The following is a 12,712-nucleotide window of genomic DNA, read 5'->3' on the forward strand; positions in this document are numbered from 1 at the left end:
TTATACTGTTTGTGCTTGCATATATACTAAATCATCAGATATTATTAAATCTGCATCTGTCATTTCTCTTAATTCTTCAATTGTTACATCTTCACTTATTTCTTTTACAACTAAACCTTCTTTTGTTACTTCCATAACAGCAAGTTCAGTTATTATCATATCAACTACACCTTTTGCAGTTAATGGAAGAGTACACTCTTTAAGTATCTTAGATTTACCTTTTACAGTGTGTAGCATTGCAACTATAACCTTTTTAGCTCCAACTACTAAATCCATAGCTCCACCCATACCTGGAACCATTTTTCCAGGTACTATCCAGTTAGCTAGATTTCCATGTTGATCTACTTCTAAAGCTCCTAGAACTGTTACATCCACATGTCCTCCTCTTATAAGACCAAAAGACATTGATGAATCAAAGAAAGCTCCTTCTTCATTTATAGTTACAAATTGACCACCTGCATTAGTTATATATGGATCTACTTCATGTTCATTAGCAACTCTACCCATACCAACCATTCCATTTTCTGATTGGAAAATTACATTTATGCCTTCTTCTATGTAGTTTGCAGTTAATGTTGGAAGTCCTATCCCTAAATTTACTAATTGATTATTTTCAAATTCTTTAGCCACTCTTTTAGCTATAATCTCTTTAGGATTCATTTATTTTGCCTCCTTTATTATGTAATCTACTACTACACCTGGAGTCATTATCATCTCTTTATCTAAACTTCCTGCTTCTACTACTTCTTCAGCCTCAACTATTACTAGGTCACTTGCCATAGCTATCATTGGGTTAAAGTTTTTAGTAGTTCCTTTATAAACTGTATTTCCAAATGTATCTACTAGGCTACCTTTTACAAGCGCTATATCTGCTCTTAATGGTAATTCTAATAAATATTCTTTGTCATTTACCGTTATTTTTTCTTTATTTTCTTCAACTAAAGTTCCAACTCCTGTTGGAGTTAATATTCCACCAAGACCAAATCCACCTGCTCTTACTCTTTCTATAAGAGTTCCTTGTGGAGATAATTCAACTTCTAGTTTACCTTCATTCATTAACCTTCCAGTTTCCGCATTTGTTCCTATATGAGATGCTATAACCTTTTTAACTTGATTATTTACTATCAGCCTTCCAATTCCCTTATCAACAAAAGAAGTATCATTTCCTATTATAGTTAAATTTTTAGCACCAGATTCTATAAGTGAATCTATAAGGATTTCCCCTGTTCCACAGCCTAAAAATCCACCTATCATGATAGTCATATCATCTTTAAAAAGATTCTTTAGTGTTTCTAAAGATACAACTTTACTCATTTTAGCTTCCCCCTAAATTGTTTAAGCTTCTTGTGTGCTTAATATATTTGCTTTCAAACCTAGTATTTCACGAGCTTCTTTAGGTGTTGCTACTTCTCTTCCAAGCTCTTTTACTATATTTGCAGCTTTTTTAACTAATTCTCCATTTGATGATGCTAGGACTCCTTTTTTCATATATACATTATCTTCAAATCCTACTCGAATATGTCCACCTAATAATATGCTTAAAGCCACCATATCAAATTGAGATCTTCCTATTCCACTTACTGTAAATGTAGCATTCTCAGGTATACTTTCTCTCATAAACATTAAATCTCTATAAGTAGCACTTATACCTCCATTAACTCCCATTACAAAGTTAAAGTGCATATTATCATTTATAAATCCTTTTTTGTTAAGTCTAAGAGCCATATCTATCATACCCTTATCAAATACTTCTATTTCTGGCTTAACATTTAATTCTATCATTTTCTTTCCGAACTCTTTTATAGTATTTTCAGTGTTCACAAAGATTTCATCTCCACCAAAGTTACAAGTTCCACAGTCTAGAGTTGCCATTTCTGGAGATAAATTTACTGGTTGAATTCTTTCTTCATTACTCATTCCAACTGCTCCTCCAGTTGAAGGTTGAACAATTGCATCAGGGCAAGCAACCTTTATAGCGTCTATACATTCTTTAAATCTATTTATATCTTGTGTTGGAGTTCCATCATCTTTTCTTACATGAAGATGTATTATACTTGCTCCAGCATCATAAGCAGACTTTGCTTCTCTTACTATTTCTTCAACAGTATATGGAACATTTGGATTATGTTCTTTTGTTACCTCTGCACCACATATAGCTGCAGTTATTATAACCTTTTGCATATTAAAGTCTCCCCCTAAGTAACTATAATCTTTGTTTATCTTTAGGCACTACACAAGTTCCACTAGCTTTACATACTACTATTGGATTTTCTAAAACTTCTGCTGCTGATTCATTTATATCAGTTCTTGGTACTATAACTTTTCTAGCTTCAAATACCATCTTTCTTGAGCTATTTCCTACATTAACTATTTCACCAACTGCTTCTATATAATCACCAGCATATACTGGAGCTAAAAACTCTACACTATCATATGCTTTAAATAATCCTTCATCACCATCATTTTGTATTAGTAATTCAGTAGCTACATCTCCAAATAATTGAAGCATTTTAGCACCATCTACTAAATTTCCACCATAATGAGCGTCATTACTTCCCATTCTTATTCTTATCATTGCTTTCATGTGAAAATCCCCCTTTATGTTTGTTTGTATATTTAATAACTGGGATAGGCCTTTTTACTAGACCTACACCAATTAGTAAATTTAAATTTATTATGCTAATTCTTGTATTAAATTTTTAATAACTTTATTAACATCTCCTACTATAGAAACATCTGCAACTTCAAATATAGGTGCTTCACTATTTTTATTTATAGCCACTATAAATTCAGATTCTTCCATTCCAGCTAAGTGTTGTATAGCTCCTGATATACCACAAGCAAGGTAAAGGTCTGGTCTTACAGTTTTACCAGTTTGTCCTACTTGACGAGATTTATCAACCCATCCTGCATCAACTACAGCACGAGAAGCACTTACTTCAGCCCCTAATATGTCTGCTAATTCATATAAAGCATCCATATTTTCTTTAGAACCTATTCCTCTTCCTGCTGATATAAGTATATTAGCATCTTCTATGTTAACCTTCTTTATAGTTTCTTTTACATATTCTAATACTTCTACATTTTTACCATTTTCACTAAAATCTACTGCAAAATTTTCAACATTTCCAGTTCTTGTAGCATCTTTTTTTAACTTTTTCATAACTCCTGGTCTTACAGTGCTCATTTGTGGTCTATGATTTGGACATATTATAGTCGCCATTATATTCCCACCAAATGCAGGTCTAGTCATTAAAAGGCCACTAGTTTCATCATCTATTTCAAGTGATGTACAGTCTGCTGTAAGCCCTGTTCCAATAGTTGCACTAACTCTTGGTGCTAAATCTCTACCTATTGTAGTTGCTCCTACTAAAACTATTTCTGGATCTTTTTTATTTATAACATCACAAAGTGCTTTAGTGTATGTATTAGTAACATATACATCTAAGTTTTCATCATCTACACAAATTACTTCATCTGCACCATATTGTATAAGCTCTTCACTTAAACTTTTAACATTATGTCCAAGAAGCACTGCACTTACTTTACTATTTAATTTATCTGCTAACTCTTTACCTCTTCCTATTAATTCCAAAGAAACATTTTGGATCTCACCGCTTCTTTGCTCAACAAAAACCATTACACTCATTATTTTTCCTCCTATAATCACTACTCTTTGAGAAATATTTCGTCAAATTGTTTAGTTTTTAAGCCTTAGCTTCAGTTATTATAAACTTTTCTTTAAGAGCATTTACTATTATTGATGCTCCTTCTTTTTCATCTACATCATAAAGTGTTCCTTTTGCTTTAACACCCTTAGTAAATGATTTTTTAACTTTTGTTGGAGAACCTTTTAGTCCTATCTCTTCTAAACAAACATCTATATCTTTTAAAGTCCAAGTTTCTATTTTTTCTTCTCTCATACAATCATATATTCTAGAAACTCTCATATATCTTGGAGTGTTCATCTCTTTTAAAGTAGTTATAAGAAGTGGCATTTTAGCCTTTATAACTTGATATCCATCTTCAAAAGCTCTATTTACTATTACATTCTCACCTTCTACTTCTAACTTTTCAACATAAGTTATAGATGGTATATCAAGATGATTTGCTATTTGAGGTCCAACTTGTGCTGTATCTCCATCTATTGCTTGTCTTCCTGCTATTATTAAATCATAGTCTAACTTCTTTATAGCTCCTGCTATAGTTTTTGAAGTAGCTAATGTATCAGCTCCTGCAAAAGCTCTATCTGTAAGAAGTATTGCTTTATCAGCACCCATTGCTATTGCTTCTTTTAATGCATTTTTAGCTTGTGGTGGTCCCATTGTTAACACTGTAACTGTTGCACCCATTTTTTCTTTTAAATTTACTGCTTCTTCTATACCTGCTTTATCATCAGGGTTTATAATACTTGGTACACCATCTCTTATTAATGTACCAGTTTTAGGATCTAATTTTACTTCTGTTGTATCTGGTACTTGCTTTACACAAACTAATATATTCATATTCTTTCCTCCTAAAAATTTGCTATTTAAGTAAGTCTGCACTTATAACCATTCTTTGTACTTCACTTGTTCCTTCGTATATTTCAGTTATTTTTGCATCTCTCATCATTCTTTCTATATCATATTCACGAGTGTATCCGTATCCTCCGTGAAGTTGAACTGCTTTAGTTGTAACTTCCATCGCTACTTCAGATGCATAAAGTTTTGCCATAGCAGCATCTACACTATATGGTTTACCTGCATCTTTTTTGCTTGCAGCCTTATATACTAAAAGTCTTGCAGCTTCTATTTTAGTTTTCATATTAGCAAGTTCAAATTGAGTATTTTGAAATGCCGATAAGCTTCTACCAAATTGCTTTCTTTCTTTTACATAATCAACTGTAACATCTAATGCACCTTGTGCAATTCCTAATGCCTGTGCAGCTATTCCTATACGACCACCATCTAGTGTCTTCATAGCTATTTTAAATCCTTGTCCAACTTTACCTAATAAGTTTTCTTTAGGTATTACACAGTTTTCAAATATAAGTTCACAAGTTGCAGAACCTCTTATACCAAGTTTTTTCTCTTTTTTACCTATTGTAAATCCTTCTGTTCCTTTTTCAACTATGAAAGCTGATATTCCACGAGTTCCTTTTGATTTATCAGTCATAGCCATAACTATATATATATCAGCAGGACCTGCATTAGTTATAAATATCTTAGTTCCATTTAATATATAATTATCTCCATCTAAAACTGCAGTAGTTTGTTGAGCTGATGCATCTGTACCTGCATTAGGTTCAGTTAAACCAAAAGCACCTAATTTTTCACCTTTTGCAAGTGGTACTAAAAACTTTTGCTTTTGTTCTTCTGTACCAAATTCATATATTGGATTAGCACCTAATGAAGTATGAGCAGATAATATTACCCCTGTAGTTCCACAAGCTTTTGAAAGTTCTTCAACAGCTAATGTGTATCCTAAATAATCTCCTCCTTCTCCACCATACTCTTTCGGAAAAGGTATTCCTAATATCCCGCATTCAGCCATCTTATCAACTGTCGCATATGGGAATTTTTCTTCTTCATCTATTTCATGAGCTATAGGAGCTACCTCATTTATTGTAAACTCTCTATACATTTGTTTTAATAATTCATATTTTTCCATAAATTTCTCCCCTCTTTTGAATACACTATATTAGCATTTTTTTATTATTAAACTAGTACCTTGTCCACCACCTATACAAAGTGTAGCAAGTCCTAAGTTAGCATCTTCTCTTTTTTGCATTTCATGTATTAAAGAAACTAATATTCTACATCCACTAGCTCCTACCGGATGACCAAGTGCTATTGCACCACCATTTACATTTACTTTTTCCATATCAAAGTTTAGTCCTTTTGATACTGATAAAGCTTGTACTGCAAAAGCTTCATTTGCTTCTATTAAATCTATATCGTCTAAATTTAAGTTTGCTTTTTGAAGAGCTTTTTCTGTTGATGGAACTGGACCATAACCCATTATAGATGGATCAACTCCTGCTGAAGCATAAGAAACTATACTTGCTAATGGTTTTAATCCTAATTCATCACACTTTTCTCTACTCATAAGTATAACCATAGCACTACCATCATTTATTCCAGATGCATTCCCTGCACTAACAGTTCCATCTTTTTTAAATGCTGGTCTTAATTTAGATAATCTTTCTATAGTAGTGTTATGCTTTGGATGCTCATCAGTATCAAATACAATAGGATCACCTTTTCTTTGTGGTATTAAAACCTCAACTATTTCATCTTTAAATCTATTGTTTAATTGAGCTTGTTTAGCTTTTTCTTGACTTAAAAGAGCAAATTTATCTTGTTCTTCTCTAGTTATACCAAACTTTTCTGCTAAATTTTCTGCAGTTATCCCCATGTGGTAATTATTAAATGCATCTGTTAATCCATCATTTACTAAAGAGTCAACAATTTTATTATCCCCTAGTCCATATCCATATCTACCTCTATTTAATAAATATGGTGCATTACTCATACTTTCACATCCACCAGCAAGTACTACATCACAATCTCCAAGAGCTATAAACTGTGCTGCCATACTAACTGCTCTAAGCCCAGAACCACAAACTTTATTTATAGCAAGTGCTGGTGTTTCTACTGGGACATTAGCTTTTATAGCAACTTGTCTTGCTACATTTTGTCCAAGACCTGCACTTAATACATTCCCTATTAACACCTCATCTATTATTTCAGGATTTATATTAGCTCTTTTTATTGCTTCTTTAGCCGCTATACTTCCTAATTCTACAGAACTTACATCTTTAAGTGCTCCACCTAAAGATCCTATAGGAGTTCTAACTGCTGATACTATAACAACTTCTCTCATATTCTTCCTCCCTTGACAATATCAATTATTTTTTTATTTATTTAATGAATTTTATAATTAATTATTGATAATCATAAAATCCTTTTTTAGCTTTTCTTCCTAACATGCCACCTCTAACCATTTTTTTAAGAAGTGGATGTGGTCTATATTTTGAATCCCCAAATTCACTATATAGTACTTCCATTATATTTAGGCATACGTCTAGACCTATAAGGTCACCTAATGCTAATGGTCCTATTGGATGATTTGCTCCTAATTTCATTGCATTATCTATATCTTCTGCACTTGCAATACCTTCTGCAAATATTCCTATTGCTTCATTTATCATAGGTACTAGGATTCTATTAACTACAAATCCTGGTGCTTCAGATACACTTACAGGAGTTTTATTTAATTGTTTACATAATTCAAATATTGTATTGTGGGTTTCTTTTGATGTTAGCATACCGTCTATTACTTCTATTAATTTCATAACTGGTGCTGGGTTGAAAAAGTGCATTCCTATTACTTTTTCAGGTCTATTAGTGCTTATTGATAGGTCTGTTATCGACAATGATGATGTATTTGTTGCAAATATTGTTTCTTCTTTACATATTTCATCTAGTTCTTTAAGTAATTGTTTTTTGATTTGTATATTTTCAACTATAGCCTCTATTACTAAATCACAATCTTTTGCTTCTTCTAATTCTATAGTTGAATTAAGTCTGTTTAATATTTCATTTTTTTCTTCTTCTTTTATCTTTTCTTTTGCTACTTTTCTTTCTAAACTTTTTGTTATTAACTTAATCCCTTTTTCTATACTGTCATTGTTTAAATCTCTAAGTATTACTTGATGTCCATTAGATATAAGTACCTCTGCAATACCACTTCCCATAGTACCGCTTCCTATTACCATTATTCTCATGATATTTCCCCCTATAATGAACTGCTTACTTTTTTATCACAATGTATATTAAATTTTGGATCTCTTTTTTCTAAAAAGGCACTCATACCTTCTTCTTGGTCATAACTTGCAAAGCATAGCCCAAATAGATAACTTTCTAGATTTATAGCATTATCTATATCTATTTCATAACCTTTATTTATGGCATTTTTAGCATATCTTACGGCAAGTTGACCTTTAGATGCAATAAGCTTTGCCATATCTATACATTCTTCTAGTAAAGTTTCATGTGATGTAACTTTATTTACTAGATTTATGTTTAATGCATCTTCTGCTTTTATTATTTGTGCGCTATATATAAGTTCTTTAGCTTTCCCTATTCCAACTATTCTAGATAACCTTTGAGTTCCCCCAAATCCAGGTAATATACCAAGATTGACTTCTACTTGTCCAAATTTTGCTTTTGTGCTTGCTATTCTAATATCACAACTCATAGCAATCTCTAATCCTCCACCTAGGCAAAATCCATTTATCCCCGCTATTATAGGCTTCTCGCAGTTTTCTATTTTTCTAAACAAGTCATTTCCAGTTTTTGAAAATCTTCTCGCTTCTTCAAAATTCATATCTTTCATAGCTTCTATATCTGCCCCTGCTACGAAAGCTCTTCCTTGACCTGTTATTATACCTACATAAATTTCCTCATCTTTTTTGATGATATCAATAGCCATATCTAATTCTTTTAATACTTCTTCATTTAAAGAATTCAAATATTCTTCCCTAGCTATATTAATTATGTATATATTCCCCTCTTTAGTGCAAATTAAATTTTTAAACATATTTTTTCCATCCTTATATCCTATTTACTAATAGTAACACAGATGTCCTATTTCCTCTCTTAGCAATTTAGTAATTTAGTGATTTATAATTACAGCTTTGAACCAAATTTTTCCTCATGTTCTTAATATTCTGCATTTATTTTCATATTCCTTCTTTTATTTTTATTTTTTTACATTTTTAATTTGTAGCTAAAATTTTAGGATAAATATTTTCTTATGTATTATATTCTGTATTTATTTCTATATTCCTTCTTTTATTTTTATTTTTTTACATTTTCTTTTTATAATATATAATATTCTACTTTATTCTTCATATTACCTCTTTATATTTTACATTTTTTGTATATTATTTTTTTTATATATAAGTCAGTATTACATATACTTATAATTATTAATAAGCATCATTTGTTATTAATTAAAAATTTTTATCCTAATATTTATTAATAAATTTTATATATATTATTTTTTATATATAAATATTCTTCGCTTTCTCTTATACTCCTTCTTTTTTATAAAAATTTGTCATATAAAGTTTGAAAATAGACTTTTTTTGAAAATTTTCTATAAATAAGAAAGAGGCTAATCTTTAATTAAGATAGCCTCTTTCTTATTTATAGTATACCTTTTTCTATTTCTTCTTTAACTTTTCCCATTTCTTCAGGAGGTAATTTTTCTATAGTTATACCAGTAGCTGCGTATATTAAAGATATTATAGGATTTATTAAGTTTAAAAATGCAAATGGTAAATAAGCAAATGGGTGAATTCCTAAAGTTACCCACATATAAGCCCCACATGTATTCCATGGGATAAGTGGTGATGTTAGTGTTCCACTATCTTCTAGTGCCCTTGATAAATTTTTTGGATGATATCCTCTTTTTCTAAATTCATTTTTATACATTCTTCCTGGTAAAACTATTGATAGATATTGGTCTCCAGTCGCTAAATTTACTCCTATACAAGATACTATAGTAGCTAAAACTAATCCAAAAGAACCTTTTGCAAATCTCAAAAGTGCACTTGATAGTGCCTCTAGCATTCCCGTTTTTTCAAGTAATCCTCCTAAACTAAGTGCACATAATATAAGTGAAACTGTCCACATCATAGAATCAAGACCACCACGACTTAATAGTGCATCAACATCAGCTACTCCTGTTTCTGATACATATCCATAATGAGCAGCTCCTACTATATCAGTTAAATTAGATCCTTGACAGAAATATGCAAATATTCCACCTAGTAGTGTTCCTATTAATAATCCTGGTATCGCTGGTACTTTACATATGACAAGTATTATTACTAAAATAGGTGGGATAAATAGTATCGGTGATAAAGTATTATATGAATCACTAAGTGTACTTCTTATAAGTTCAATATTTGCCATATCAAGTTCTTTGCCTGCATATTTCATACCTATTATTCCATAAAGTATAAGTGCTATTATAAGTGCTGGTCCAGTAGTGTATATCATATGTTTTATATGTTCAAATAGCTCTGATCCTGCCATTGCTGGTGCTAAGTTTGTAGTATCCGAAAGTGGTGACATTTTATCTCCAAAGTATGCCCCAGATATTATAGCTCCTGCTACAAGTGGAGCTGGCATTCCAAGGCCTTGCCCGATACCAATAAGTGCAATACCAACAGTTCCTGCTGTAGTCCAAGATGATCCAGTAGCAAGTGATACTATTGCACATATTATTGTAGTTGCTGGTAGGAATATTGCTGGTGATAATATTTCAAGCCCCCAATAAATCATTGATGGTACTGTTCCACTTAGTATCCATGTTCCTATAAGTGTACCTACTATCATAAGTATAAGTATCGCCTGCATTGCCATCTTTATAGTTTCAAGTATTGTTACTTCTAACTCTTTCCAGCTAAACCCTAGCCTAAATATTCCAACACAACCTACCACAAGTGAACCTATTATAAGTGGTATATGTGGATCCGCATCGAGTTTTATCAGTGAATATGCTAATACTATAACTAAAAGTATTAATGGTATTATAGATTCTATAAGAGTTGCCTTTCTCTGGGTTTTTGGTTTTGCTTTCAAAATATTCCCCCCTTATTTTTATATTTTATTAATCTATATTAAATTTTCTGAAAATTATACCAATTCTTTAGTTATTTTTAATATATTCATGTATAATAAACTCTATAAATTCTATATTTATAACTTTTATAATATTTAACTTAATAATTCATATCTTTATCTATTTCCTTTGTTTATCTTTAGGAACTACACAAGTTCCAGTAGCTTTACATACAACTATAGGTCTTAGTAATACCTCTCCTGCTGAATCGCTTATATCTGATGCTGATTGTATAACCTTTCTCGCTTCAAAATTCATTTTTCTAGATGTGGTTCCAAAAGATATTAATTCTCCACTAACCTCAATATAGTCTCCTGCATATACAGGTGCTAAAAACTCTATATTGTCATAAGATCTAAATAAGCCTTCATCTCCATCATGCTTTATAAGTATTTCTGTGGCCGCATCTTTAAATAATTTAAGTATCTTTGAACTATCTACTACATTTTTGCCATAGTTAGCATCATTTTTCCCTATCCTAACTCTTATTAAAGACTTCATTTACTTGTCCCCTTCCTTAATTTAATTTTTAACCTTTACTAAATACTATGAAATAGACTTAGATATATATTACATAAACAACTATATATTAATTTGTAAAAAATACTACTTTTGTAACATGTAAAAAAGCACTAAAAATCATAATTATAATTTTTAGTGCTTTTTTACATGTTGATTAACTTATTATTAGTGTCTTATTTTTTATATTCATTATCAGTTTTAGTTTCTTTTTCTGTAGAAATCATTTGCACATAAACTTTAACTCCATCTTCTTTAGTTCTAGCTTTAAACCAGTTTTCTATAGTAGGTATACTTTTACTTAAGGTTTCATCATTTGTATATAGTATAAGTACCGGTACTTCTTTTGAACTATTAGTATCACTAGTTACATATCCTAAATATACTTCTTTTATCTGAGGATAAATAACTTTTATTTCTTTTGATATTTCTTGCACATTTGTATCTTCTTTTATATCACCTGTCTTATTAGATACATTATTATCCTTTATAAATATATTACTTTGATTTTTTATATCAGATATATACTTTTCTATATCAGATATGCTTCCTTCATCTTGCTTTATTATTAAATCCATATCTTTAAATCCATAATTATGTAAATTATTTTCTAAAATTTTAAATTCATTTCTTGATATTTTTTCTCCAATTAATGCTAAAGTTATAGTGTTATTTTTTGTATTTATGTTTTTTTCTATTACATATTGATCTTTTAATTCTGTATTAATAAAAGCATCTAAATTACTTTCATCTATTGTTTCTTGTATCATATTAAGTGCAGAAAATACGCTAGGTATCATAACTATTACAGCTGTAATTAATATAATTCTTTTTACCTTATGTTGTTTTTCATCATCTAAATTAGTTCTAGCTGGTAAATTTAATGCTTTTGTAACTATAAAAGTTGACGTTATTATAAAAAAGCAATTAATAAAAAATAAATATCCTGCACCAAGAAATATATGATAATTTTTAGTAGCAAGTCCATATCCTGCTGTACAAAGTGGTGGCATAAGTGCAGTAGCTATAGCAACTCCCGGTATTACGTTACTAATTTTATTACGAGTTAGTCCAACCATTCCTGCTATACCACCAACAAAAGCTATTATAACGTCCCATATAGTTGGACTAGTCCTTGCTAATATTTCACTACCTGCTGTTGTTATTGGTGTTATTGAAAAATAAAATGTAGATGTTATTATACTTATAAAAACTGATATTGTTAGTATTTTAAAAGCTTCTTTTAATAACTTTAAATTATAAGTACCTACACCATAGCCTATACCTATAATAGAACCCATAAGTGGTGATATAAGCATAGCACCTATTATTACTGCAGTAGAGTTCATATTAAGTCCAACAGATGCTATTATTATTGCACATATTAGTATTATAAAGTTTGCACCGTGTACATTCATTCCTTCTAATATGTTTTCATGTATCTCCTCATTGGTGGCTTGGTTTCTAGTAAATTCATATATAAAATTTTCTTTACTAAATTTCATAAATTTCC

The 12,712-nt window shown here is 30.5% G+C and carries 13 protein-coding genes; all 13 read right to left on the minus strand.

The window, feature by feature from the left end; genetic code table 11:
• The 13 genes from FRIFI_RS07325 to FRIFI_RS07385 all read right to left on the minus strand — a co-directional run bounded on the left by FRIFI_RS07325 (position 1) and on the right by FRIFI_RS07385 (position 12,704).
• The gene (locus FRIFI_RS07325; protein ID WP_166505472.1) at positions 1 to 660 is read right to left on the minus strand and encodes a 3-oxoacid CoA-transferase subunit B; all 660 of its coding nucleotides are present in this window, start codon (positions 658 to 660) and stop codon (positions 1 to 3) included.
• Positions 661 to 1,314: an acetate CoA-transferase subunit alpha gene (gene atoD, locus FRIFI_RS07330; RefSeq protein ID WP_166505473.1), complete on the minus strand. Its 654-nt coding sequence runs from the start codon at positions 1,312 to 1,314 to the stop codon at positions 661 to 663. It abuts the gene before it with no gap.
• Between the two features lie 21 nt (positions 1,315 to 1,335).
• On the minus strand, positions 1,336 to 2,181 hold the full coding sequence (gene kce, locus FRIFI_RS07335) for a 3-keto-5-aminohexanoate cleavage enzyme (protein WP_092925697.1): 846 nt from the start codon (positions 2,179 to 2,181) through the stop codon (positions 1,336 to 1,338).
• A gap of 22 nt (positions 2,182 to 2,203) precedes the next feature.
• The gene (gene kal / locus FRIFI_RS07340; protein WP_092925695.1) at positions 2,204 to 2,584 is read right to left on the minus strand and encodes a 3-aminobutyryl-CoA ammonia lyase; all 381 of its coding nucleotides are present in this window, start codon (positions 2,582 to 2,584) and stop codon (positions 2,204 to 2,206) included.
• 90 nt (positions 2,585 to 2,674) lie between these two features.
• Positions 2,675 to 3,649 carry an electron transfer flavoprotein subunit alpha/FixB family protein gene (locus tag FRIFI_RS07345; RefSeq protein ID WP_166505474.1) on the minus strand — a complete coding sequence of 325 codons (975 nt, stop codon included), beginning with the start codon at positions 3,647 to 3,649 and terminating at the stop codon, positions 2,675 to 2,677.
• A 58-nt stretch (positions 3,650 to 3,707) separates the two neighbouring features.
• Positions 3,708 to 4,505 (minus strand): electron transfer flavoprotein subunit beta/FixA family protein, encoded by a 798-nt coding sequence (locus FRIFI_RS07350; protein WP_166505475.1) that lies wholly within the window; start codon positions 4,503 to 4,505, stop codon positions 3,708 to 3,710.
• A gap of 22 nt (positions 4,506 to 4,527) precedes the next feature.
• Positions 4,528 to 5,652: an acyl-CoA dehydrogenase gene (locus FRIFI_RS07355; RefSeq protein ID WP_166505476.1), complete on the minus strand. Its 1,125-nt coding sequence runs from the start codon at positions 5,650 to 5,652 to the stop codon at positions 4,528 to 4,530.
• A 30-nt stretch (positions 5,653 to 5,682) separates the two neighbouring features.
• Positions 5,683 to 6,867 (minus strand): acetyl-CoA C-acetyltransferase, encoded by a 1,185-nt coding sequence (locus FRIFI_RS07360; RefSeq protein WP_166505477.1) that lies wholly within the window; start codon positions 6,865 to 6,867, stop codon positions 5,683 to 5,685.
• A 61-nt stretch (positions 6,868 to 6,928) separates the two neighbouring features.
• A complete protein-coding gene (locus tag FRIFI_RS07365; RefSeq protein ID WP_166505478.1) occupies positions 6,929 to 7,771 on the minus strand; it encodes a 3-hydroxybutyryl-CoA dehydrogenase in 843 nt (280 codons plus the stop codon).
• 11 nt (positions 7,772 to 7,782) lie between these two features.
• A complete protein-coding gene (locus FRIFI_RS07370; RefSeq protein ID WP_092925683.1) occupies positions 7,783 to 8,586 on the minus strand; it encodes an enoyl-CoA hydratase-related protein in 804 nt (267 codons plus the stop codon).
• A 611-nt stretch (positions 8,587 to 9,197) separates the two neighbouring features.
• The gene (gene nhaC / locus FRIFI_RS07375; RefSeq protein WP_092925681.1) at positions 9,198 to 10,640 is read right to left on the minus strand and encodes a Na+/H+ antiporter NhaC; all 1,443 of its coding nucleotides are present in this window, start codon (positions 10,638 to 10,640) and stop codon (positions 9,198 to 9,200) included.
• Between the two features lie 160 nt (positions 10,641 to 10,800).
• On the minus strand, positions 10,801 to 11,181 hold the full coding sequence (gene kal / locus FRIFI_RS07380; RefSeq protein WP_166505479.1) for a 3-aminobutyryl-CoA ammonia lyase: 381 nt from the start codon (positions 11,179 to 11,181) through the stop codon (positions 10,801 to 10,803).
• A gap of 194 nt (positions 11,182 to 11,375) precedes the next feature.
• On the minus strand, positions 11,376 to 12,704 hold the full coding sequence (locus FRIFI_RS07385) for a DUF389 domain-containing protein (protein WP_166505480.1): 1,329 nt from the start codon (positions 12,702 to 12,704) through the stop codon (positions 11,376 to 11,378).
• Positions 12,705 to 12,712 lie beyond the last annotated feature (8 nt).

Source organism: Romboutsia hominis (genome assembly GCF_900002575.1).
Taxonomy (GTDB): domain Bacteria; phylum Bacillota; class Clostridia; order Peptostreptococcales; family Peptostreptococcaceae; genus Romboutsia_C; species Romboutsia_C hominis.